The following is a 22,670-nucleotide window of genomic DNA, read 5'->3' as shown; positions in this document are numbered from 1 at the left end:
GCGGCGCCGAGGATCGCCTGCTGGTTCGTTTGCAATAGAGACAGCGGGCGTCGATGTTCTGCGTGCTGGACGTGTCGGGCCTTAATCGGCCTGACGCGTGCATGCCGCTTTCACTTTGACGACGGCTTCAATGGATATCTTTGGCATTCCGCTACCGGCGATGCTCAGCCAGTTGCTGCTCGGTCTCGTGAACGGTTCGTTCTACGCGATCCTGAGTCTGGGGCTTGCCGTGATCTTCGGGTTGCTCAACGTGATCAACTTCGCGCACGGCGCGTTGTTCATGCTGGGTGCGATGCTCACGTGGATGGGCCTGTCGTATTTCAGTCTGCCGTACTGGGTGATGCTGGTGCTCGCGCCGATCCTCGTCGGGCTGTTCGGCATCGCGATCGAACGCTCGATGCTGCGCTGGCTGTACAAGCTCGATCACCTCTATGGCCTGTTGCTCACGTTCGGACTGACGCTCGTCGTCGAAGGCGTGTTCCGTTCGATCTACGGTTCGTCCGGACAACCGTACGACGTGCCGTCGGCGCTGTCGGGCGCAACCAATCTGGGCTTCATGTTCCTGCCGAACTATCGGGCATGGGTCGTCGTCGCGTCGCTGATCGTATGTTTCGCGACGTGGTTCGTGATCGAGAAGACGCGCCTCGGCGCGTATCTACGCGCAGGCACGGAGAACCCGAAGCTCGTCGAAGCATTCGGCGTCAACGTGCCGATGATGGTCACGCTCACATATGGCTTCGGAGTCGCACTGGCGGCGTTTGCGGGCGTGCTCGCGGCGCCCGTGATCCAGGTGTCGCCGCTGATGGGGCAGCCGATGATCATCACCGTGTTCGCGGTCGTCGTGATCGGCGGTATGGGCTCGATCATGGGCTCGATTCTCACGGGCCTGCTGCTTGGCGTGATCGAAGGCTTCACACGCGTGTTCTATCCGGAAGCCTCGGCGACCGTGGTCTTCGTGATCATGGCGCTCGTGTTGCTCGTGCGTCCGGCGGGTCTCTTCGGCAAGGAAAAATGATGCAGAGAAAAGCGCTCTACGTTCTCCTGCTGATCGCGCTCATCGTTGCGCCGTTCGCCGGTGCGTATCCTGTGTTCGTGATGAAGGTGCTGTGCTTCGCGCTCTTCGCGGGGGCCTTCAATCTGTTGATCGGCTATACGGGCCTGCTGTCGTTCGGTCACGCGATGTTTCTCGCGACGGCCGGCTATGTCACCGGTTACGCGATCCAGACGCTCGCACTGTCGCCGGAACTCGGTGTAGTGGCGGGGACGGTGGCGGCGACGGTGCTCGGCCTCATCGTGGGATTGTTTGCGATCCGCAGACAGGGCATCTACTTCGCGATGGTCACGCTTGCGCTCGCGCAGATGGTCTACTTCGTGTTTTTGCAGGCACCGTTCACGCATGGCGAGGACGGGCTGCAAGGCGTGCCGCGCGGCAAACTGTTCGGCGTGTTGAGTCTGTCGTCGGATCTGACGCTGTACTTCGTCGTGCTCGCAGTGATGGTGCTCGCGTTCCTGCTGATCGTGCGGATCGTGCATTCGCCGTTCGGGCAGGTGCTGATTGCGATCAAGGAGAGCGAGCCGCGTGCCATCTCGCTCGGCTATGACACGAACCGCTTCAAGCTGCTCGCGTTCATTCTGTCGGCGGGTCTGGCAGGCCTCGCGGGGTCGCTCAAAGTACTCGTGCTGGGCTTCGAGACGCTCGGTGATGCGTACTGGACGATGTCGGGCCTCGTCGTGCTCATGACCCTGGTGGGCGGCATGGGCACGCTGTTCGGGCCGCTGCTCGGCGCGGCGTTGATCGTTGCTCTAGAAGACAGGCTCGGGGATATCGGCAGCGGGCTGGCATCGATGACAGGAGTCGAGTGGTTCCGCTCGTTAGGCGAATCCGCGACGATCGTGACGGGTCTCATCTTCATCGCATGTGTGCTCGCGTTCCGGCGCGGCATCGTCGGCGAGATCGTGCAGCGGGTCAAGCTGCTGCGGGCCTGAGCGGGCTGCGTATCTGCTTCGCCGTCCGAAGTAACGGCTAGCTGCTGCGAAATGATGCGAACGCGGAGCGAAACTACAAGAACGCGCCCCAATTTTGTGCGGCACTGCACCACTAGGGTAAATGCTAGTTGCTCGCGAAGCTGCCCCCGTTTAATCTTCACACAGTTCTGATGCACCGAATTTTGCAGGTGGAGAACGAGGAGACATGAGGCACAAAAGTGCCCATACGAAAGCGCTGTTGGACTGGGTCCAACAGCGCTTTTTACTTTTCTGCTCAAAACCAGGCTTCTCAGCGCTCAACTGCGCGTAGCGTCATGTTGTAAATCTGGCGCTTTTCCCTTCGCTCCGCACAGCATTTTTCCCCAAAGATTCAAAGCCTTCAAAGCGCTTGCCGCGCGTGGTATGCGTCCGCTACACTCGCCATTCACCGACCATCGGGTCGGCTTTCAAATACTCGAATCAATTCGAACATCGGGGCGTAGAGGAGCGGAATGAAGTCGGCATTGCGGTGGATCAGCGCGGCACTGGTCGCGACGGGCGTGTGCGCAACATATAGCGGCGCGGCATTCGCAGACGTGAAAATCGGCATGACGGTGTCGGCGACGGGCCCAGCGGCCTCGCTCGGCATTCCGGAGAAGAACACCAGCGCGCTTCTGCCGAAGGAAATCGCGGGCCAGAAAATCGACTACATCGTGCTCGACGACGCGACGGATTCGACGCAAGCCGTCAAGAACGCACGCAAGCTCACTAGCGAAGATCACGTCGACGCACTGATCGGTTCGACCGTCGTGCCGAACTCGCTGGCCATGATCGACATCGCGAATGAAACGCAAACGCCGATGATCTCGATGGCCGCGGCGGCATCGATCGTGGAGCCCATGGATGCGAAGCGCTCATGGGTCTTCAAGACGCCGCAGAACGACATTCTGATGGCGACTGCCATCGCGCAGCACATGTCGAATCACGGAGTGAAGACGGTGGCCTTCATCGGCTTCTCAGATGCATACGGCGAGAGCTGGTTCAAGGAATTCACCAAGGCCGCGGATCTGAAGAAGATCAAGGTCGTCGCCAATGAACGTTTCGCGCGCAACGATGCGTCCGTGACGGGGCAGGTGCTCAAGATGATGTCGCAGAACCCGGACGCCGTGCTGATCGCCGGCGCGGGCACGCCGGCGGCATTGCCGGAAAAGACGCTGCGCGAGCGCGGCTACAAGGGCAAGTACTATCAGACGCACGGCGTCGCGAATAACGACTTCCTGCGTGTGTGCGGCAAGGATTGCGAAGGCACGTATCTGCCCGCTGGTCCGCTGCTCGTCGCCGATCAGCTGCCCGATTCGAATCCTGTGAAGAAGGCTTCGCTTGCGTACAAACATGCGTATGAAGGCGCGAATGGCGCGGGCTCGATTTCGACGTTCGGCGGCCATGCGTGGGACGCCGGTCTGCTACTGCAACACGCCATTCCTATCGCATTGAAGAAGGGCCAACCCGGCACGCCGCAATTCCGCGAAGCGCTGCGCGCTGCGCTCGAAGGCACGAAAGATCTGCCGGGCTCGCACGGCATCTTCAACATGAGCGTGAACGATCACGCAGGCCTCGATCAGCGGGCGCGCGTGATGGTGCAGATCGTCGACGGCAAATGGAAGCTTGCTTCCGACTAAGCGAGGCGAATTGACGGATTCGAATTAACAAAAAGACGCGAGCAGTTGACGCGTCTTTTTTATTGCACGCGAGATGTTTGAATAAGGCAGCAGAAGGGAGATCGCTAAAGCGGTAGAGCCTGCGTTTGACGCTTCATTTGTCACGATTGCAACGAGCAGGGAAAACCATGCTTGGCAGGCTTATACCCGATAACTAGATTCAGTTACCCGGTTCTCGAACCGGATTACGACACGCATTTAAAGCGTTTGGAGACACGCAATGAAAATGACAAAACTGTGGGTCCGCACAGCGATCGCGATGGCGCTCGTGTGTGGGGCGAGTGCGGCGATCGCGCAGGTGAAGATCGGCGTGACGCTGTCGACGACGGGGCCCGCCGCATCGCTCGGCATCCCCGAGAAAAACACGATTGCGCTGCTGCCGAAAGAGATCGCAGGCAAGAGCGTGCAGTACATCGTGCTCGACGATGCATCGGACACGAGCCGCGCGGTGCAGAACACGCGCAAGCTGATCGACGAAGACCACGTCGATGCGATCATCGGCTCGACAGTCACGCCGAATTCGCTCGCGATGCTCGATCCCGTTTCCGAAGGCAAGACGCCGATGATTTCTCTCGCTGCGTCGGCTGCCATCATTTCACCGATGGATGCGAAGCGTTCGTGGGCATTCAAGACGCCGCAAAACGACGGCCTGATGGCCGATGCGATCGCCGAGTACATGGAGAAGCACGGCGTGAAGTCGGTGGCGTTCATCGGCTTCTCGGATGCATACGGCGAGAACTGGTACAACGTGTTCAGCCAGGCGGCCAATGCGCATCATCTGAAGCTGGTCGCAAACGAGCGCTATAACCGCACCGATGCATCGGTGACGGGGCAGGTGTTGAAGCTCGTCGCGTCGAACGCGGATGCGGTGCTGATCGCCGGTTCGGGCACGCCTTCGGCGCTGCCTGCAAAAGCGCTTAAAGAGCGCGGCTACAAGGGCAAGATCTATCAGACGCACGGTGTCGCGAACAACGACTTCCTGCGTGTGTGCGGCAAGGATTGCGAAGGCGAATTGCTGCCCGCAGGCCCGATTCTCATCGCCGATCAGCTGCCCGATTCGAACCCTGTGAAGAAGTCCTCTCTGGCGTACAAGAACGCTTATGAGAAGGCGTATGGCGCGGGTTCTGTGGCGACGTTCGGCGGCCATGCATGGGACGCGGGGCAGATGCTTCAGCGCGCGATTCCCGAGGCGTTGAAGAAGGGGCAACCGGGTACGGAAGCGTTCCGCGTCGCGCTGCGTGAAGCACTCGAGAACGTCAAGGACTTGCCACTCTCGCACGGCATCATGAACACCACGGCCACCGATCATAACGGTCTCGACAAGCGCGCACGCGTGATCGTCGAGATATCCGATGGCAAGTGGAAACTCCAAAACGACTAAGCAGGTACGCGCCTCTCGCGCAAGGCGTGACGACGAGCGTATGAGAAAGCTCTTAAGTCACACTGCCAATTCTGATCGATAACAATGGCAAGCTCTGCCGCGCCGTATCTTAGGCGCGGCAGTTGTTTTATGTGTTTCGGCTTTGCTTCGTGGCTGGTGGACGTTCAGCCAGCTCTCACTGTTTCTCAGTTTCGATTTCGACGTTCCAGGACGAGGAAGTATGGATCTATCAATTGCGGCGATCCTCGCGCAGGACGGCATCACGACCGGCGCGATCTACGCATTGCTCGCGCTCGCGTTGGTGCTGGTGTTCTCCGTGACGCGCGCCATTTTCATCCCGCAAGGGGAGTTCGTTTCGTACGGCGCGTTGACGCTCGCCGCATTGCAGACGCAAAAGTTTCCGGCGACGTGCTGGCTGCTGATGGCGATGGGGCTCGCGTGCTTCGTGGTCGACGTGGTCGGCATGGTGCGGCATGCGGAGCGGCGGCGGCATGCGGCGCGCACGCTCGCGACATTGGTCGGCAAGTATCTGCTGTTTCCGATTGCCGTCTACGCGGTCACGCGCGGCGTATTCATGCAGCCGCTGCCGATGATCGCGCAGATCGCCCTGACGCTGCTGATCGTTGTACCGATGGGGCCGTTCGTCTATCGCCTCGCCTACGAACCGGTTGCCGAAGCGACGACATTGCTTCTGCTGATCGTGTCCGTTGCCGTGCACTTCGCGATGGTCGGACTCGGGCTCGTGATGTTCGGTGCAGAAGGCTCGCGTACCAACGCCTTCACCGATTCCACGTTCAACATCGGCACGCTGTCGATCTCGGGGCAGAGCGTGTGGGTGATCGGCGTGGCCGTGGTGCTGATCGGCGTGCTGTACGTGTACTTCGACCGCTCGATCTCCGGCAAGGCGCTGCGCGCGACGTCGGTGAACCGGCTCGGTGCGCGACTGGTAGGCATCGGCACGACGCAGGCAGGGAGGCTCGCATTCACGCTCGCGGCCGGCCTCGGCGTGCTCTGCGGGATTCTCGTCGCACCGCTGACGACGATCTACTACGACTCGGGCTTCCTGATCGGTCTCAAGGGCTTCGTGGGCGCGATCATCGGCGGGCTGGTGAGCTATCCGCTGGCTGCCGCGGGTTCGATACTCGTCGGATTGCTGGAGTCGTATTCGTCGTTCTGGGCCAGCTCATACAAGGAAGTGATCGTGTTCACGCTGATCATTCCGGTGCTGCTCTGGCGGAGTCTCGCCAGCCCACACACGGAAGAAGAGGAGGAGTGACGCGATGAACCGCATCATGAAAAACAAGTTCTTCTGGCTTTTCCTCGTTGTGATGTTCGCGCTGCCCGTGCTCCCGCAGCCGATCCGCGTGCCCGAATATTGGGTGACGTTGCTCAACTACATCGGGCTGTATTCGATCGTCGCGATCGGTCTCGTGCTGCTGACGGGCATCGGCGGCATGACGAGCTTCGGGCAGGCGGCCTTTGTCGGCGTAGGCGCCTATACGACGGCGTATCTGACGACGCAGTTGGGCGTCTCGCCGTGGCTTGCGCTGATCGCCGGCGTCGTGCTGACGGCGTTGATAGCGCTGCTGCTGGGGGCAGTCACCATGCGGCTGTCAGGGCACTTCCTGCCGCTCGGAACGATCGCCTGGGGCCTCGCACTGTTCTTCCTGTTCGGCAACATGGAGATGCTCGGCAAGTACGACGGCATCAACGGGATTCCCGTGCTCAACGTGCTGGGCATCAACCTGGAATCCGGCCGCCATATCTATTACCTGATCTGGATCGTCGTGCTCGGTGCGGTCGTGTCTGTTCAAAATCTGCTTAATAGCCGGCCGGGTCGCGCGATTCGCGCGCTGCGCGGCGGTGGCCAGATGGCGGAGGCGATGGGCGTGAATACGGCGTGGATGCGGGTCGTGATCTTCGTCTATGCGGCGGTGCTGGCTGCGATTTCGGGCTTTCTGTACGCGCATTTGCAGCGTGCTGTGAACCCGACGCCGTTCGGTCTCAATCACGGGATCGAGTTTCTGTTCATGGCTGTAGTTGGCGGCGTCGCGCACGTGTGGGGCGCCGTGCTGGGCGCGGCGATTCTGACGTTCCTTCAGGACTATCTGCAGACTTTGCTGCCGAAGCTGTTGGGTGAGAACGGCAACTTCGAGATCATCGTTTTCGGCATTCTGATGGTGTTGCTGCTGCAGTACGCGCGCCAAGGCGTGTGGCCGTTCGTGGCGCGTATTTTCCCGCGCGGGCCGCGTGCGCATGTCCCCAATCACGCGGATGCGTTGCCGCAGCGCAGCAAGCCGGCGGCCGGCGAACCACTGCTGGTGGTCGATAAGGCGCGTAAGCAGTTCGGCGGCCTGGTCGCCGTGAATGACGTCAGCTTCGAAGTGAAGGCGGGGCAGATCATCGGTTTGATCGGTCCTAACGGCGCGGGCAAGTCGACCACTTTCAACCTGGTCACGGGCGTACTGCAAGCAACGAGCGGTGCGATCTCGTTCCGAGGCGAGCGTATCGATGCGCTCAATTCACGTGAAATTGTTAAACGCGGCATTGGGCGCACGTTTCAGCACGTCAAGCTGCTGCCGGGGATGACGGTGCTCGAGAACGTTGCGATCGGTGCACATCTGCGGGGTCATGCGGGCGTGTGGCGTAGCGTGGCTCGTCTGAATACGGCTGAAGAGGCGCGTCTGATGGCGGAAGCGGCGCGGCAGATTCGCCGTGTGGGCCTCGAAGAGCATATGTACGACGAAGCAGGCAGTCTCGCGCTAGGCAAGCAGCGGATTCTGGAAATCGCGCGAGCACTGTGCTGCGATCCGACGCTGTTGTTGCTGGATGAGCCGGCAGCCGGATTGCGCTATCAGGAGAAGCAGCAACTCGGGACGCTGCTGCGCAAGCTTCGGGAGGAGGGCATGAGCGTGCTGCTAGTCGAGCACGATATGGACTTCGTGATGAATCTGACGGATCGGCTGGTGGTGATGGAGTTTGGGACGCGAATTGCGGAAGGCTTGCCACAGGACGTGCAGAACGATCCTGCGGTGCTGGAAGCCTATCTGGGTGGGGTGGAATGATGGCAGATCAGCCGATTCTCGAAGTCAGCAGTCTTTCCGTTCGGTACGGGAAGGTGGAGGCGTTGCACGGCGCGAAAATAGCCGTACGGCCCGGGCAGATTGTCTCCGTGATTGGTCCGAATGGAGCAGGGAAGTCGACGCTGCTCAACGCGATCATGGGCGCGTTGCCGGTCACGGGACACGCAAAGGGCGCGGTTATGTATCGCGACGAAGACGTGAGCCATGTGCCGGTCGAGAAGCGCGTCGCGCGTGGTATGTGCCTCGTGCCGGAAAAGCGGGAGTTGTTCGCTGCGATGACCGTTGAGGACAACCTGATCCTCGGTGCGTATCGCCGCAAGCGCGCAGGGGAGCGCAATTATCTGGACCAGCTTGAACCGGTGTTTCAGCTATTCCCGAGGCTTAAGGAGCGGCGCAAGCAGGCGGCCGGAACATTGTCGGGTGGTGAGCGGCAAATGCTGGCGGTCGGCCGCGCGCTGATGGGCAAACCTGATCTGCTGATGCTCGACGAGCCGAGCTTGGGGTTGGCGCCGTTGATCGTGAAGGAGATTTTTCACATCATTAGCGCGCTGCGACAGACGGGCGTCGCGACGCTGTTGATCGAGCAGAATGCACGGGCCGCGCTGCAGATTTCGGACTACGGCTATGTACTTGAGACAGGAGAGCTTGCCTTGGAAGGGGAAGCCAAAGCATTGGCCCAGAACCCACGCGTGATTGAAACTTATCTGGGACTGACGAAAAAAGTCGCCTAGTCGACGAAATTTTCAGCGAGTTGGCTGTCAAACGAGCGGCGTGTTTCACGTGAAACACGCCGTTTTTTTGTCTTATGCCGTTCGGACGGAATTCGGGCCAAAAGCGAAACCGCTATAATTTCGCCCATACTTTTCTTTTTAAGGCTCACGCGGGATCCAGCGTGAGATCCGCGATGCTTTATCCCACAGAGTTTGACGTAATCGTCGTTGGCGGCGGTCATGCCGGCACGGAAGCCGCGTTGGCGTCCGCGCGTATGGGCAATAAGACGCTCTTGCTGACGCACAACATCGAAACCCTCGGTCAGATGAGCTGCAATCCGTCGATTGGCGGCATTGGCAAAGGTCATTTGGTAAAGGAAGTCGACGCGCTTGGCGGCGCAATGGCAGCTGCCACCGACGAAGGCGGCATCCAGTTCCGCATCTTGAACTCGTCGAAGGGGCCCGCCGTTCGGGCCACTCGTGCTCAGGCTGACCGTATTCTCTATAAGGCTGCGATCCGGCATCGGCTCGAAAATCAGCCGAATCTCTGGCTTTTCCAGCAGTCCGTCGACGATTTGATGGTCGAAGGCGACCGAGTCGTCGGGGCTGTGACGCAGGTCGGCGTCCGTTTTCGTGCGCGTGCAGTTGTTTTGACCGCCGGCACCTTCCTCGATGGGAAGATCCACGTCGGTCTCAATAACTACACCGGCGGGCGGGCAGGGGATCCGGCTGCGGTGTCGCTGTCGGCGCGTCTGAAGGAACTGAAGCTCCCGCAGGGGCGGCTGAAGACGGGGACTCCGCCGCGAATCGACGGTCGCACGATCGATTTCTCGAAGCTCGAAGAGCAACCGGGCGATCTGGATCCGATCCCGGTTTTCTCGTTTCTCGGGCGAGTCGAGCAGCATCCGCGACAAGTGCCTTGCTGGGTTACGCATACGAACGCTCAGACGCACGACATCATCCGCAGCGGTCTCGACCGTTCGCCGATGTACACGGGCGTGATCGAAGGCGTTGGCCCGCGGTATTGCCCGTCGATCGAGGACAAGATTCACCGTTTCGCATCCAAAGAGTCGCATCAGATCTTCCTGGAGCCGGAAGGGCTGACGACCAATGAGTTCTATCCGAACGGAATTTCGACGAGCCTGCCTTTCGACGTCCAGCTGGACTTGGTTCGTTCGATGGTGGGGCTGGAGCACGCTCACATCCTGCGGCCCGGATACGCCATTGAGTACGATTATTTCGATCCGCGTGGGCTGAAGGCGTCGTTAGAAACGAAGGTGATCAATGGGCTCTTCTTTGCCGGCCAGATCAACGGCACGACGGGCTACGAAGAGGCCGCTGCACAGGGTTTGCTGGCGGGTATCAACGCCGGACTGTTCGTTCAGGGTAAGGAAGCATGGTGTCCACGTCGCGATCAGGCGTATCTCGGCGTGCTGGTGGACGATCTGGTGACGCGTGGCGTCTCTGAGCCATATCGGATGTTCACGAGCCGCGCAGAGTACCGCTTGAGCCTGCGTGAAGACAATGCCGACATGCGGCTGACCGAGATTGGTCGCGAATTGGGTGTGGTCGATGACATCCGTTGGGATGCATTCTGCCGCAAGCGTGATGCTGTTTCACGTGAAACAGAGCGGCTCCGGACCACTTGGGTCAATCCGAAGACGCTTTCGTCTGAGGAAGCAACTGCGTTGCTAGGCAAGCCGATCGACCACGAATACAGTCTTGCTGATCTTTTGCGGCGCCCTGGCGTTTCCTACGACGGCATTTGCGCGTTGCGCGAAGGCGCCTGCGGACCCGTCGAAGCTTTGGCGGACGACAAGGTGCTGCTGGCGCAGATCAAGGAGCAGATCGAGATCGGCGTCAAATACCAAGGGTACATTGAGCGGCAAGCCGGCGAGATCGAGCGCAATGAAGCACACGAGAACACCCGCCTGCCGGAAAACCTCGATTACGCGGAGGTTCGCGGATTGTCGTTCGAAGCCCGCCAGAAGTTGACGCAATACCGACCGGAAACGATCGGTCAGGCGTCGCGTATTTCGGGCATTACGCCGGCTGCGATCTCCTTGTTGATGGTTCATCTCAAGCGCGGACTTGGCCGACGAAACCAGAAGCCCGCAGGCGCCGGCAACGACAACTCGCCGGTGGCTCAATGACGACGCGTACCAATGCAGTGGCGGAACGTGAGGCGCTCGCCGGTTTGCTGGAAGAGGGTGTGCGAGAACTGGGCATTGGCCTGACCTTGGATCAAAAAGCCAAGCTACTCGACTACGTCGCGTTACTGGCGAAATGGAACGCCGTCTACAACCTGACCGCGATTCGCGATCCGCGGCAGATGTTGATTCAGCACATCCTGGATTCACTCTCGATCGTTCCGCATCTGGCTCCGCTCGGGCAGGCGTCAGCGCTCGACGTCGGCTCAGGCGGCGGGCTGCCCGGCATCGTGCTGGCCATCGTATTTCCCGAATGGACGATCACGGTCAACGACATCGTCCAGAAAAAATCGGCTTTTCAGTCGCAGGCCAAGGCCGAACTCGGACTGACGAACCTGTCCGTGGTGACAGGGCGTGTCGAAACCTTGCAGCCGGGCGTTGAGGTTCCAGGAAAGTTTGATGTGATCGTCTCGCGCGCATTCGCAGAGCTCGCAGATTTCGTTACACTGGCCCGTCACCTCGTTGCGGACAATGGCGCGATCTGGGCGATGAAGGGTGTGCGGCCCGATGGGGAAATCGAGCGCTTGCCCGAAGGCGCACAAGTCAAGCAGGTGATTCGTCTCAAAGTGCCATCGCTGGAAGCCGAACGGCATCTGGTCGAAGTCGCGGTAGGCTGAATTCCAATCGGGATTTCATTAAACAGGCTGCAAAGGGGCACCTAAAAGATGGCAAAAATCTTCTGCGTTGCGAACCAGAAGGGTGGAGTCGGCAAAACGACGACTGCGGTCAATCTCGCCGCGAGCCTCGCATCGCAGGGACAGCGGGTCCTGCTCATCGATCTCGATCCGCAAGGCAACGCCACGATGGGCAGCGGCATCGACAAGGCCGCTTGCGAGAACACGGTTTATGAAGTGCTGGTCGACGGCGTATCGGTCGCCGATGCTCGAGTGAAGCCGGAATCCGTTTCGTATGACGTATTGCCGGCGAATCGCGAACTGGCGGGCGCGGAAGTCGAACTCGTCAGCATGGAAAACCGTGAGCGCCAGCTCCGAGAGGCGCTCGCACACGTCGTGGAAGACTACGACTTCGTGCTGATCGACTGTCCGCCGGCGCTGTCGCTACTGACGCTCAACGGCCTCTGTGCCGCGCATGGCGTCGTGATCCCGATGCAGTGCGAATACTTCGCGCTCGAGGGCTTGTCGGACCTCGTCAACACCATCAAGCAGGTTCACGCGAATCTGAATCGCGACCTGAAGGTAATCGGCTTGCTGCGCGTGATGTTCGATCCGCGCATCACGCTGCAACAGCAGGTGTCGGACCAATTGAAGGAGCACTTTGGCGACAAGGTGTTCGACGTCGTCATTCCGCGGAACGTGCGACTTGCCGAGGCGCCGAGTTACGGCTTGCCCGGCGTCGTGTTCGACCGCGCGTCGCGCGGTGCACAGGCTTATGTGCAGTTCGGTGCGGAAATGATCGAACGGGTGCGTGCGCTATGACGCTGCGCCAATCATCCAAAGCGGATCGAGGAACCACGATGAACGCAGTAGCACGGAAGAAGGGGTTGGGCAGGGGCTTGGAGGCGCTGCTCGGCGGAAGCGCGGACATCACGGAAGCGGTAAAGATCGACGGCGCGCCTCACACCTTGCCGCTCGACAAGATGCAGGCAGGCAAGTACCAGCCGCGCACCCGCATGGACGAGGGCGCGTTGCAGGAACTGGCGGCCAGCATCCGTGCACAAGGTTTGATGCAGCCGATTCTCGTGCGTCCGGTTTCACCCGAAAAATTCGAGATCATTGCCGGCGAGCGGCGCTTTCGCGCGGCGCGCCTTGCCGGTCTCGATGAAGTGCCTGTGCTGGTGCGCGACGTGCCCGATCAGGCCGCGGCCGCGATGGCGCTCATCGAGAACATCCAGCGTGAGGATCTGAATCCGCTCGAAGAGGCGCAAGGCATCCAGCGTCTGCTCGACGAGTTCAGCTTCACGCATGAGCAGGCGGCCGAATCGGTTGGCCGCTCGCGCAGTGCGGTGTCGAATCTGCTGCGTCTGTTGAACCTGGCTTCGCCCGTGCAGACGATGCTGCTCGCCGGTGACCTCGACATGGGCCACGCACGTGCGCTGCTCGCTGTCGATGCGGCCACTCAGATCACGCTTGCGAATCAGGTGATCAACAAGCGGATGTCGGTCCGCGAAACCGAAAAGCTGGTCACGGCGACGACGAAGGCCGCGCCTGCCGTGAAGGCGAAAGCGAATAACGATGGCGGCCGCGACACACGCCGACTCGAAGAGGAACTGTCGGATCTGCTCGCCGCAACGGTGAAGATCAAGCTAGGACGCCGCGGGCGAGGGCAGGTGCTGGTCGATTTCGGCGACCTCGATGCGCTCGAAGGCATTCTTGCCCGTTTGCGGGGCAACGCAACGCCTGCATAAGAAGCCTTTCCAATGCCGGCTGCCGAGCGAGCACTAAAGCCAAACCGAAACCTGCTGCGCACGATCATTCACTATGTAGCGAAAGAGCCGGTGCTTACCGTGCTCGTCGCTGCATTGATCGCGCTGCAGGTGTTTCATCCGCGTCCATTCGCATCTCTGCCTGCGCTGGTCGATTGGCAGACAGTGATGACGCTCGCGGGACTTCTGATTTTGACGAAGGCCGTCGAATATTCAGGATTCCTGATGTGGCTCGCACATCGAGTCGTCCATCGCATTCGATCGCAGCGGGCGTTGGCTTATTTGCTGATCGCGCTTGCGGCTGCGCTGTCGACGTTGCTGACCAACGATGTCGCATTGTTCGTCGTCGTGCCGCTTGCGTTGTCGTTGAACGATTTGACGCCGCTGCCGCTCAAGCGACTCGTCATTTTCATCGCTATCGCCGTCAACGCGGGTTCGATCCTCACGCCGTTAGGTAACCCACAAAATCTGTTTCTTTGGCAGACGAGCGGCGTTTCATTCGGCGGATTCGTGGTCGCGCTCGCGCCGTTGTGTCTTGTGCTGATGGTGTTGCTGTACGCGGTGGCCACGGTGTCATTCAAACGCATCCCGCTGGATCTGTCGAAGGACACGGAACCGCATCCCGTCGATCGCCCATTGCTCGGCGTTGCGGCGCTACTGTTTGCAGCGTTCGTGCTGCTCGCCGATGCTCATCGCGCGGGCATTGGATTGATTGGCGTCGCAGTGGGATTCATCTTCTGGCGCCCGCGAATCGTTCTGAAGATCGACTGGCTTTTGCTGCTGATCTTCGTGTTCATGTTCATTGTGTTAAGAAGTGTCGCAGCGTTGCCTTGGGTGCACGACGCCATTGGGCAATTGCATCTCGCGACGCCACTACGTGCCTATGCTGCGGGCGCAGTGCTTTCCCAGTTCATCAGCAATGTACCCGCGGCCATCATGCTGGCCGAATTCTCGAAAGACTGGCGCGCGCTCGCGTTCGGCGTCAGCATCGGCGGGTTCGGATTCGCGATCGGTTCGCTCGCGAATCTGATTGCAATGAGGCTTTCAGGAGAGCGCGGCATGTGGACGCAGTTCCACCTCTTTTCGATCCCGTTCTGGGTCGTCAGCGGCATCGTCGGCGGATGGCTGCTGTTGCATTTTTGACACTTGTGCAGACGGCGAAAATGCGCATCAAAGTGCGTCGCCTTGGCACAGTCCGACACCCATTTCCCGGTCTCCCGCGACCGCCTTACATTTCTCGTCTGATGCCCTGAAAATAGGCATTTTCCCGTATCCTGAAGTGCCATTTCATGCTGGTTATTGGTTGGGCTAAAGTCTTGAATTGCCTGCAACTATCGCTTACAATCGCCCGGATTTATTTGCTAGGCAATCCCGTAAGCGGTGCGAAAGCCCGCCGGCTGAACAGAACTCTGCGGAACACTGCAATGGCGGTCAAAGCGTCGAACCAAACGCCGCAACAACGGCACGACGAACACCGCGAAAATCGCAGCGGTTCGCAGGCGCCCGATGGCCAGCGCGCCGCGCATGACGACGCGTGGGATGCCGAGCAGCAAGATAACAATATCGTTCCGCTCACGCGGGCTGAGGCCGAAAAGCTGTTTGGCCCGAATGTGAGTCGTCCATCGCGCGTTACACCGGTCAAGGTCGTGATTGCGCAAATGGTTTTGTCCCTGGGTGCGACGCTGTTGTGGTGGCTGTTCTACAAGCCGCCGGGCGACGCTGCGCTGTCCGCATTCCTGGGAGGAGCGATTTGCTGGGTGCCGAGCGCATTGTTCGCGGCACGTCTTAAGAAGTTGAGCGGCGCCGAAACGGTGATGAGCTGGATGATCGGCGAAGCGCTCAAGATGGGGACAACGATTGCGATGTTCATTGTCATCGCATTCTGGTATCACGACGTACGGTGGATTCCGTTGCTCGTCACCTACCTCATCGCTCTCAAGACGTACTGGATCGCGCTCGCCTGGCGGTGAAGCAAGCGAAATACTAGGCTGACGCAAGGCGTCAGCAACGAGGCGCGCGGGTTGGACAGAAGCCCGCGCTGGCGTGTTCCCGCAATACAGTATTGCGGCGGGAGCGGCCCGGAACGATTTTCGACAATTTGGGTGGCATTAACGATATGGCAGCTAGCGAAGGAACGCGCGCTCTGGATCCGTCCGAGTACATTGCGCACCACTTGCAGAATTTTTCCACCGCTCATCAGACGTCGATCTTCGACATCCACGTCTGGAATATCGATACGCTTTTCTGGTCGATCGTGTGCGGTCTCGTCACCATCCTCATTCTGCGTCTCGCCGCGCGTAAGGCGACGTCCGGCGTGCCGGGCCGGTTCCAGTGCGCGGTCGAAATGCTGGTCGAAATGGTCGAGGATCAATCGAAGTCGATGATCCACGGCAACCGCGCTTTCATCGCACCGCTCGCGCTGACCGTGTTCGTCTGGGTCGCGCTGATGAACTCCCTCGACTTTCTCCCTGTCGACCTGCCGGGCCGCGTGATCGACCTGCTCGGTCTGTCGGGCGTCATCTCGCACCACCGCATCGTTCCGACAGCCGACCTGAACGGCACGCTCGGCATCGCGCTCGGCGTGTTCGCGCTGATGATTTACTACAACTTCAAGATCAAGGGCGCCGGCGGCTTCGTGCACGAACTGCTGTCCGCTCCGTTCGGCTCGCATCCGCTGCTGTGGATCCCGAACCTTGCACTGAACATCATCGAGTTCGTCGCGAAGACGGTTTCCCTCGGCATGCGGCTGTTCGGCAACATGTACGCGGGCGAGCTGTTGTTCCTGCTGATTGCCCTGCTCGGCAGCATCTGGAACTTCGGTGCGGACACGACGGTGCTTGGCTTCATCGGCCACGTGATCGCAGGCAGCGTGTGGGCGATCTTCCACATCCTGATCGTTCTGCTGCAGGCGTTCATTTTCATGATGCTGACGCTGGTGTACATCGGCCAGGCACACGACGCTCACTAACCGGCGCGTCGCCAAAGAATCAGAGTTTCAAGAATCGTAGTTTTTTAAATCCCAGTTCCAAAAAGACTTTTCACAAGGAGTGATCATGCAAGCTTTCATCGCCAACATCCAGGGTCTGACCGCCATCGGTATCGGCATCATCATCGGCCTGGGTGCTATCGGCGCCTGTATCGGTATCGGTCTGATGGGCGGCAAGTACATTGAAGCATGCGCTCGTCAGCCGGAACTGATGAACCCGCTGCAAACCAAGATGTTCCTGCTGGCTGGTCTGATCGACGCGGCGTTCCTGATTGGCGTTGGTGTGGCAATGCTGTTTGCGTTCGCGAACCCGCTGCTGTCGAAGCTGGCAGGCTGAGGTTCCTCGGAAGTGCGCGCCTGACCTATAACTGGTAAGAGCGCCAAGCGGAACGGGCACTAAGGCGCTGATCGACCACTGAATCGATGAGCGCCTTGCCGTTTCCCCCTCCGATCAAGCAACGTTTAAGGAAACACCGTGAATCTCAACGCAACCCTGTTTGCGCAAATGGTCGTGTTCCTGATCCTCGCGTGGTTCACGATGAAGTTCGTGTGGCCGCCGCTGATCAACGCCCTCGACGAGCGCTCGAAGAAGATCGCCGACGGTCTTTCGGCCGCTGAAAAGGGCAAGCTGGAACTCGAAGCCGCGCACAAGCGCGTCGACCAGGAACTCTCCCAGGCACGCAACGAAGGCCAGCAGCGCATTGCTGACGCCGAAAAGCGCGCAGTCGCGGTCGCCGACGAAATCAAGGCACAGGCTCAGGCTGAAGCTGCGCGAATCATCGCTCAGGCAAAGGCCGACGCCGACCAGCAGATCGTGAAGGCGCGCGAAGCGCTGCGTGGCGAAGTCGCCGCGCTTGCCGTGAAGGGTGCCGAACAGATCCTGAAGCGCGAAGTCGACCAGGCGGCTCACGCCGACCTGCTGAATCAACTCAAAGCCGAGCTCTGATCATGGCCGAACTTGCAACCATCGCCCGTCCGTACGCAGAAGCGCTGTTTGGCGTGGCCGAAGCTGGTGACATCGCCGCCTGGTCCACGCTCGTGCAGGAGCTGGCACAGGTTGCGCGTCTGCCCGATGTGCTGTCGATTGCCTCGAGCCCGAAAGTCAGCCGTGCACAGATCAGCGACCTGCTGCTGGCCGCGGTGAAATCGCCGCTCAAGGACAATGCGCAAGCGAAGAATCTGGTTCAGATGCTGGTCGACAATCATCGTCTGCCGCTCTTGCCGGAAATCGCCACGCAGTTCGAAGAGTTGAAGAACGCCCGCGAAGGTGCGGCCGATGCGCTGATCGTCAGCGCATTCCCCCTCGAAGGTGCGCAGCTGGACGACCTCGTCGCAAGCCTCGAACGCAAATTCAAACGCAAGCTGAAGCCGACGGTCCAGGTGGACTCGTCGCTGATCGGCGGCGTTCGCGTGACGGTCGGCGACGAAGTGCTCGATACCTCGGTCCGCGCGCGGCTCGCCAGCATGCAGACGGCACTGACCGCCTGAAGCCCTTACGTGGTTGTGGCGGCTGGCACGCAACAGAATTGACTATCAGGAGCGAATAATGCAACTCAATCCCTCTGAGATCAGCGAGCTGATCAAGAGCCGGATCCAGGGCCTTGAAGCGAGCGCAGACGTTCGCAACCAGGGCACGGTGATCTCCGTGACCGACGGTATCGTGCGTATCCACGGCCTGTCGGAAGTGATGCAGGGCGAAATGCTCGAATTCCCGGGCAACGTGTACGGTCTCGCGCTGAACCTCGAGCGCGACTCGGTCGGCGCGGTGATTCTGGGTGAATACGAAAGCATCTCGGAAGGCGACATCGTCAAGACGACGGGCCGCATTCTCGAAGTGCCGGTGGGTCCGGAACTGATCGGCCGCGTGGTCGACGCGCTGGGCAACCCGATCGACGGCAAAGGCCCGATCAACGCGAAGCTGACGGACGCAATCGAAAAGATCGCCCCGGGCGTGATCTGGCGTAAGTCGGTGTCGCAGCCGGTGCAAACGGGTCTGAAGTCGATCGACTCGATGGTGCCGATCGGCCGTGGTCAGCGCGAGCTGATCATCGGCGACCGTCAGTGCGGCAAGACGGCCGTGGCAGTCGACGCGATCATCAACCAGAAGGGCAAAGACCTGATCTGTATCTACGTCGCGATCGGCCAGAAGGCTTCGTCGATCATGAACGTGGTTCGCAAGCTCGAAGAAACGGGCGCGATGGCATACACGATCGTCGTCGCCGCTTCGGCTTCGGAATCGGCTGCGATGCAGTACCTCGCACCGTACGCCGGCTGCACGATGGGCGAATACTTCCGCGACCGCGGCCAGGACGCACTGATCGTTTATGACGACTTGACCAAGCAGGCTTGGGCATACCGTCAGATCTCGCTGCTGCTGCGCCGTCCGCCGGGCCGTGAAGCTTATCCGGGCGACGTGTTCTATCTGCACTCGCGTCTGCTGGAACGTGCTGCTCGCGTCTCGGAAGAGTACGTCGAGAAGTTCACGAACGGCGAAGTGAAGGGCAAGAGCGGCTCGCTGACGGCACTGCCCGTCATCGAAACGCAGGCAGGCGACGTGACGGCGTTCGTTCCGACGAACGTGATCTCGATTACCGACGGTCAGATCTTCCTGGAAACCGACCTCTTCAACGCAGGTATCCGCCCGGCAATTAACGCCGGCGTGTCGGTGTCGCGCGTTGGTGGTGCGGCTCAGACGAAGGTCGTGAAGAAGCTGTCGGGCGGTATCCGTACCGACCTCGCACAGTACCGTGAACTGGCAGCATTCGCGCAGTTCGCGTCGGACCTCGACGAAGCCACCCGCAAGCAGCTCGAGCGCGGCCGCCGCGTGACGGAACTGCTGAAGCAGCCGCAGTATCAGCCGCTGCAAGTGTGGGAACTGTCGGTGTCGCTGTTCGCAGCGAACAACGGCTATCTCGACGATCTGGAAGTGTCGCAAGTTCTGGCCTTCGAAAAGGGCATGCGCGAATTCCTGAAGTCGAAGCATGCTGACCTGGTCAAGCGCATCGAAGACAACAAAGACTTGTCGAAGGACGACGAGGGCGCGCTGCATGCCGCACTCAAGGACTTCAAGAAGTCGGGCGCTTATTGATCCGCGAGTGATCCGCAAGGCATAAACGGAGCTTGAAGCAGCGTGGACGCGTGAAAGCGCGCCGACGCTGCTTCGATCAAGGAGCAAGCAATGGCTGGAATGAAGGAAATTCGCGGCAAGATCAAGAGCGTGCAAAACACGCGCAAGATCACCAAAGCGATGGAGATGGTGGCCGCATCGAAGATGCGCCGCGCTCAGGAGCGCATGCGCGCTGCTCGCCCGTATGCCGACAAGGTCCGCGATATCGCTGCGCACATGAGCAGTGCGACTCCGGAGTACCGTCACCCGTTCATGGTATCGAACGAAGGTGCGAAGTCGACGGGCTTCATCCTTGTCACGACTGACAAGGGTCTGTGCGGCGGTATGAACACGAACGTGCTGCGCGCCACGCTTCAGAAGTTCAAGGAGCTGGAAGGCCAGGGCAAGACGATCGAAGCGACGGCAATCGGCGGCAAGGGGTTCGGTTTCCTGAACCGTCTGCGCGCGAAGCTCGTGTCGAACGTCGTGCAACTGGGCGACACGCCGCACCTCGAGAAGCTGATCGGCGCGGTGAAGGTTCAGCTCGACATGTACTCGGAAGGCAAGGTCTCGGCCGTGTACCTCGCGTACACCCGCTTCGTCAACACGATGAAGCAGGAGCCGGTGATCGAGCAACTGCTGCCGCTGTCGACGGAACAGTTCGAGAGCACGGACGACAAGGATAGCCCGACGCCGAAAACGTCATGGGACTACATCTACGAGCCGGACGCACAAACGGTCGTCGACGAACTGCTGGTGCGTTATGTCGAAGCGCTGGTCTATCAGGCCGTCGCGGAAAACATGGCATCGGAACAGTCGGCACGGATGGTCGCAATGAAGGCCGCTTCGGACAACGCGAAGACGGTCATCAACGAACTGCAGCTCTCGTACAACAAGAGCCGTCAGGCAGCGATCACGAAGGAACTGTCGGAAATCGTCGGTGGCGCCGCGGCAGTCTGACGCTGACGTCGACACGCGGAAGCGCCTTCTGGCGAGTCCACCGAAACTGCGCCGTTGCGCGAGTGAAGAATTGAGTATCTAAAGGAAAAGCGATGAGTACTACTGCTTTGGTAGAAGGCAAGATCGTACAGTGCATCGGCGCGGTGATCGACGTGGAATTCCCGCGTACACACATGCCGAAGGTTTACGACGCGCTCATTCTCGAAGGTTCGGAACTGACGCTCGAAGTCCAGCAGCAGCTGGGCGACGGCGTTGTCCGTACCATCTGTCTGGGTTCGTCGGACGGTCTGCGCCGTGGCGTGATCGTCAAGAACACGGCCAAGCCGATCAGCGTGCCCGTCGGCAAGCCGACGCTCGGCCGCATCATGGACGTGCTGGGTCGTCCGATCGACGAAGCGGGCCCGATCGCCAGCGACAACATGCGCTCGATCCACCAGAAGGCACCGGCGTTCGACGAACTGTCGCCGTCGACGGAACTGCTCGAAACGGGTATCAAGGTTATCGACCTGATCTGCCCGTTCGCGAAGGGCGGCAAGGTGGGCCTGTTCGGCGGTGCTGGCGTGGGCAAGACCGTCAACATGATGGAGCTCATCAACAACATCGCGAAGGAGCACGGCGGTTACTCCGTGTTCGCGGGCGTGGGCGAGCGTACCCGTGAAGGGAACGACTTCTACCACGAAATGAAGGACTCGAACGTTCTCGACAAGGTCGCGCTGGTGTACGGCCAGATGAACGAGCCGCCGGGCAACCGTCTGCGCGTCGCGCTGACGGGTCTGACGATGGCTGAGCACTTCCGTGACGAAGGTCTCGACGTGCTGTTCTTCGTCGACAACATCTACCGTTTCACGCTGGCTGGTACGGAAGTGTCGGCACTGCTCGGTCGTATGCCTTCTGCAGTGGGCTATCAGCCGACGCTGGCTGAAGAAATGGGCAAGCTGCAAGAGCGTATTACGTCGACGAAGACGGGCTCGATCACGTCGGTTCAAGCCGTGTACGTCCCTGCGGACGACTTGACGGACCCGTCGCCGGCTACGACCTTCGGCCACCTGGACGCAACCGTCGTTCTGTCGCGTGACATCGCTTCGCTGGGTATCTACCCGGCTGTGGACCCGCTCGATTCGACCTCGCGTCAGATCGACCCGCACGTGATCGGCGAAGAGCACTACTCGATCACGCGTGGCGTTCAGCAGACGCTACAGCGCTACAAGGAACTGCGCGACATTATCGCGATTCTGGGCATGGACGAACTGTCGCCGGAAGACAAGCTGTCGGTCGCGCGCGCTCGTAAGATCCAGCGTTTCCTGTCGCAGCCGTTCCACGTTGCTGAAGTGTTCACGGGCTCGCCGGGCAAGTACGTGCCGCTGAAGGAAACGATCCGTGGCTTCAAGATGATCGTCGAAGGCGAGTGCGATCACCTGCCGGAGCAGGCGTTCTACATGGTCGGCACGATCGACGAAGCCTTCGAAAAGGCCAAGAAGATCCAGTAAAGGCTGGGTGTAACGAAGCGGGCGCCGGCTCGCGCCTGGTTGCCGTCGAAAGGCGGCACCCGGCGAAGCGGGCGCCTCGTCCTACGCTCAACCATGGGACCAGAGCAAGACGCTGAAGCGCCAACTCTGGTCGACAGGAGTCGACATAAATGGCAACCATCAAGGTAGACGTCGTCAGCGCGGAAGAGCAGATCTTCTCGGGCCAGGCGAAGTTCGTTGCGCTCCCGGGCGAAGCGGGCGAACTCGGCATTCTGCCGGGCCACACGCCCCTCATCACGCGGATTCGTCCGGGTGCGGTGCGCATCGAATCGGAAAACGGTGAAGAAGAGTTCGTGTTCGTCGCCGGCGGCATTCTCGAAGTCCAACCGGGCGCAGTGACGGTTCTGGCCGACACGGCGATCCGCGGCAAGGATCTCGACGAAGCAAAAGCCGAACAGGCTCGCAAGCGCGCGGAAGAAGCGCTGCAAAACACCGGCTCGAACCTCGAATACGCTACTGCGCAAGCAGAACTGGCGTACGCGACGGCTCAGCTGGCTGCGATCCAGCGTCTGCGTAAGCTGCGCGGACAGCACTAAGCAGCACAATCAAAAGCAGCCTCCGTGGCTGCTTTTTTTGTCCTCTACTTGACGTTTACGGAAAGGTCAGCAAAATCATACCGACGCCCGGAACAGCTAGAAAGCT

Annotated in this window: 21 protein-coding genes; all 21 read left to right on the top strand. The window is 60.2% G+C overall.

The window, feature by feature from the left end; genetic code table 11:
• Nucleotides 1–130 precede the first annotated feature (130 nt).
• The 21 genes from G3N95_RS08005 (at nt 131) to G3N95_RS07905 (ending at nt 22,564) form a co-directional block, all read left to right on the top strand.
• Entirely contained in the window at nt 131–1,015 is an 885-nt protein-coding gene (locus tag G3N95_RS08005) for a branched-chain amino acid ABC transporter permease (RefSeq protein ID WP_205969465.1), read from the top strand.
• The gene (locus G3N95_RS08000) at nt 1,015–1,986 is read left to right on the top strand and encodes a branched-chain amino acid ABC transporter permease (RefSeq protein ID WP_205969620.1); all 972 of its coding nucleotides are present in this window, start codon (nt 1,015–1,017) and stop codon (nt 1,984–1,986) included. The genes G3N95_RS08005 and G3N95_RS08000 overlap by 1 nt, the downstream gene beginning before the upstream one ends.
• 491 nt (nt 1,987–2,477) lie before the next feature.
• Nucleotides 2,478–3,644, top strand: a complete 1,167-nt coding sequence (locus G3N95_RS07995; protein ID WP_205969464.1) for an ABC transporter substrate-binding protein — start codon at nt 2,478–2,480, stop codon at nt 3,642–3,644.
• A 259-nt stretch (nt 3,645–3,903) separates the two neighbouring features.
• Entirely contained in the window at nt 3,904–5,064 is a 1,161-nt protein-coding gene (locus G3N95_RS07990; RefSeq protein WP_205969463.1) for an ABC transporter substrate-binding protein, read from the top strand.
• Between the two features lie 220 nt (nt 5,065–5,284).
• A complete protein-coding gene (locus tag G3N95_RS07985; protein ID WP_205969462.1) occupies nt 5,285–6,340 on the top strand; it encodes a branched-chain amino acid ABC transporter permease in 1,056 nt (351 codons plus the stop codon).
• Between the two features lie 4 nt (nt 6,341–6,344).
• Nucleotides 6,345–8,129, top strand: a complete 1,785-nt coding sequence (locus G3N95_RS07980) for a branched-chain amino acid ABC transporter ATP-binding protein/permease (RefSeq protein ID WP_205969461.1) — start codon at nt 6,345–6,347, stop codon at nt 8,127–8,129.
• A complete protein-coding gene (locus tag G3N95_RS07975) occupies nt 8,126–8,878 on the top strand; it encodes an ABC transporter ATP-binding protein (protein ID WP_205969460.1) in 753 nt (250 codons plus the stop codon). Before G3N95_RS07980 ends, G3N95_RS07975 begins: the two co-directional genes overlap by 4 nt.
• Before the next feature lie 173 nt (nt 8,879–9,051).
• The gene (gene mnmG, locus G3N95_RS07970; RefSeq protein ID WP_205969459.1) at nt 9,052–11,010 is read left to right on the top strand and encodes a tRNA uridine-5-carboxymethylaminomethyl(34) synthesis enzyme MnmG; all 1,959 of its coding nucleotides are present in this window, start codon (nt 9,052–9,054) and stop codon (nt 11,008–11,010) included.
• Entirely contained in the window at nt 11,007–11,684 is a 678-nt protein-coding gene (gene rsmG, locus G3N95_RS07965; RefSeq protein WP_205969458.1) for a 16S rRNA (guanine(527)-N(7))-methyltransferase RsmG, read from the top strand. The genes mnmG and rsmG overlap by 4 nt, the downstream gene beginning before the upstream one ends.
• Nucleotides 11,685–11,732: 48 nt before the next feature.
• On the top strand, nt 11,733–12,503 hold the full coding sequence (locus G3N95_RS07960) for a ParA family protein (protein ID WP_012402384.1): 771 nt from the start codon (nt 11,733–11,735) through the stop codon (nt 12,501–12,503).
• 38 nt (nt 12,504–12,541) lie between these two features.
• Nucleotides 12,542–13,432, top strand: coding sequence for a ParB/RepB/Spo0J family partition protein (locus G3N95_RS07955; protein ID WP_205969457.1), 891 nt, complete (start codon nt 12,542–12,544; stop codon nt 13,430–13,432).
• 12 nt (nt 13,433–13,444) lie between these two features.
• Nucleotides 13,445–14,593: an SLC13 family permease gene (locus G3N95_RS07950; RefSeq protein WP_205969456.1), complete on the top strand. Its 1,149-nt coding sequence runs from the start codon at nt 13,445–13,447 to the stop codon at nt 14,591–14,593.
• 281 nt (nt 14,594–14,874) lie between these two features.
• On the top strand, nt 14,875–15,420 hold the full coding sequence (locus G3N95_RS07945; protein WP_205969455.1) for an ATP synthase subunit I: 546 nt from the start codon (nt 14,875–14,877) through the stop codon (nt 15,418–15,420).
• Nucleotides 15,421–15,566: 146 nt separating this feature from the next.
• Nucleotides 15,567–16,418: a F0F1 ATP synthase subunit A gene (atpB, locus tag G3N95_RS07940; RefSeq protein WP_205969454.1), complete on the top strand. Its 852-nt coding sequence runs from the start codon at nt 15,567–15,569 to the stop codon at nt 16,416–16,418.
• Nucleotides 16,419–16,503: 85 nt separating this feature from the next.
• The gene (gene atpE, locus G3N95_RS07935) at nt 16,504–16,773 is read left to right on the top strand and encodes a F0F1 ATP synthase subunit C (protein ID WP_007180033.1); all 270 of its coding nucleotides are present in this window, start codon (nt 16,504–16,506) and stop codon (nt 16,771–16,773) included.
• Between the two features lie 138 nt (nt 16,774–16,911).
• Complete coding sequence (locus G3N95_RS07930; protein WP_012402379.1) at nt 16,912–17,382, top strand: F0F1 ATP synthase subunit B; 471 nt, start codon at nt 16,912–16,914, stop codon at nt 17,380–17,382.
• A 2-nt stretch (nt 17,383–17,384) separates the two neighbouring features.
• Complete coding sequence (locus G3N95_RS07925) at nt 17,385–17,924, top strand: F0F1 ATP synthase subunit delta (RefSeq protein WP_205969453.1); 540 nt, start codon at nt 17,385–17,387, stop codon at nt 17,922–17,924.
• A gap of 58 nt (nt 17,925–17,982) precedes the next feature.
• Nucleotides 17,983–19,524, top strand: a complete 1,542-nt coding sequence (gene atpA / locus G3N95_RS07920; protein WP_205969452.1) for a F0F1 ATP synthase subunit alpha — start codon at nt 17,983–17,985, stop codon at nt 19,522–19,524.
• A gap of 90 nt (nt 19,525–19,614) precedes the next feature.
• Entirely contained in the window at nt 19,615–20,502 is an 888-nt protein-coding gene (gene atpG, locus G3N95_RS07915) for a F0F1 ATP synthase subunit gamma (protein ID WP_205969451.1), read from the top strand.
• A 92-nt stretch (nt 20,503–20,594) separates the two neighbouring features.
• Nucleotides 20,595–21,989, top strand: coding sequence for a F0F1 ATP synthase subunit beta (gene atpD / locus G3N95_RS07910; RefSeq protein ID WP_205969450.1), 1,395 nt, complete (start codon nt 20,595–20,597; stop codon nt 21,987–21,989).
• A gap of 149 nt (nt 21,990–22,138) precedes the next feature.
• Nucleotides 22,139–22,564, top strand: a complete 426-nt coding sequence (locus tag G3N95_RS07905) for a F0F1 ATP synthase subunit epsilon (protein ID WP_012402374.1) — start codon at nt 22,139–22,141, stop codon at nt 22,562–22,564.
• The last annotated feature ends 106 nt before the right edge of the window (nt 22,565–22,670 follow it).

The sequence above is a fragment of the Paraburkholderia sp. Tr-20389 genome, from assembly GCF_017104565.1.
Taxonomy (GTDB): domain Bacteria; phylum Pseudomonadota; class Gammaproteobacteria; order Burkholderiales; family Burkholderiaceae; genus Paraburkholderia.
Note: the sequence above shows the minus strand (reverse complement) of the source record. Positions and strands in the feature narration are given on the sequence as shown.

What these genes read in the sequence shown, in the direction of transcription:
- G3N95_RS08005 (WP_205969465.1), top strand. Translation starts at nt 131, where the DNA reads ATGGATATCTTTGGCATTCCGCTACCGGCGATGCTCAGCCAGTTGCTG.
- G3N95_RS08000 (WP_205969620.1), top strand. Translation starts at nt 1,015, where the DNA reads ATGCAGAGAAAAGCGCTCTACGTTCTCCTGCTGATCGCGCTCATCGTT.
- G3N95_RS07995 (WP_205969464.1), top strand. Translation starts at nt 2,478, where the DNA reads ATGAAGTCGGCATTGCGGTGGATCAGCGCGGCACTGGTCGCGACGGGC.
- G3N95_RS07990 (WP_205969463.1), top strand. Translation starts at nt 3,904, where the DNA reads ATGAAAATGACAAAACTGTGGGTCCGCACAGCGATCGCGATGGCGCTC.
- G3N95_RS07985 (WP_205969462.1), top strand. Translation starts at nt 5,285, where the DNA reads ATGGATCTATCAATTGCGGCGATCCTCGCGCAGGACGGCATCACGACC.
- G3N95_RS07980 (WP_205969461.1), top strand. Translation starts at nt 6,345, where the DNA reads ATGAACCGCATCATGAAAAACAAGTTCTTCTGGCTTTTCCTCGTTGTG.
- G3N95_RS07975 (WP_205969460.1), top strand. Translation starts at nt 8,126, where the DNA reads ATGATGGCAGATCAGCCGATTCTCGAAGTCAGCAGTCTTTCCGTTCGG.
- mnmG (WP_205969459.1), top strand. Translation starts at nt 9,052, where the DNA reads ATGCTTTATCCCACAGAGTTTGACGTAATCGTCGTTGGCGGCGGTCAT.
- rsmG (WP_205969458.1), top strand. Translation starts at nt 11,007, where the DNA reads ATGACGACGCGTACCAATGCAGTGGCGGAACGTGAGGCGCTCGCCGGT.
- G3N95_RS07960 (WP_012402384.1), top strand. Translation starts at nt 11,733, where the DNA reads ATGGCAAAAATCTTCTGCGTTGCGAACCAGAAGGGTGGAGTCGGCAAA.
- G3N95_RS07955 (WP_205969457.1), top strand. Translation starts at nt 12,542, where the DNA reads ATGAACGCAGTAGCACGGAAGAAGGGGTTGGGCAGGGGCTTGGAGGCG.
- G3N95_RS07950 (WP_205969456.1), top strand. Translation starts at nt 13,445, where the DNA reads ATGCCGGCTGCCGAGCGAGCACTAAAGCCAAACCGAAACCTGCTGCGC.
- G3N95_RS07945 (WP_205969455.1), top strand. Translation starts at nt 14,875, where the DNA reads ATGGCGGTCAAAGCGTCGAACCAAACGCCGCAACAACGGCACGACGAA.
- atpB (WP_205969454.1), top strand. Translation starts at nt 15,567, where the DNA reads ATGGCAGCTAGCGAAGGAACGCGCGCTCTGGATCCGTCCGAGTACATT.
- atpE (WP_007180033.1), top strand. Translation starts at nt 16,504, where the DNA reads ATGCAAGCTTTCATCGCCAACATCCAGGGTCTGACCGCCATCGGTATC.
- G3N95_RS07925 (WP_205969453.1), top strand. Translation starts at nt 17,385, where the DNA reads ATGGCCGAACTTGCAACCATCGCCCGTCCGTACGCAGAAGCGCTGTTT.
- atpA (WP_205969452.1), top strand. Translation starts at nt 17,983, where the DNA reads ATGCAACTCAATCCCTCTGAGATCAGCGAGCTGATCAAGAGCCGGATC.
- atpG (WP_205969451.1), top strand. Translation starts at nt 19,615, where the DNA reads ATGGCTGGAATGAAGGAAATTCGCGGCAAGATCAAGAGCGTGCAAAAC.
- atpD (WP_205969450.1), top strand. Translation starts at nt 20,595, where the DNA reads ATGAGTACTACTGCTTTGGTAGAAGGCAAGATCGTACAGTGCATCGGC.
- G3N95_RS07905 (WP_012402374.1), top strand. Translation starts at nt 22,139, where the DNA reads ATGGCAACCATCAAGGTAGACGTCGTCAGCGCGGAAGAGCAGATCTTC.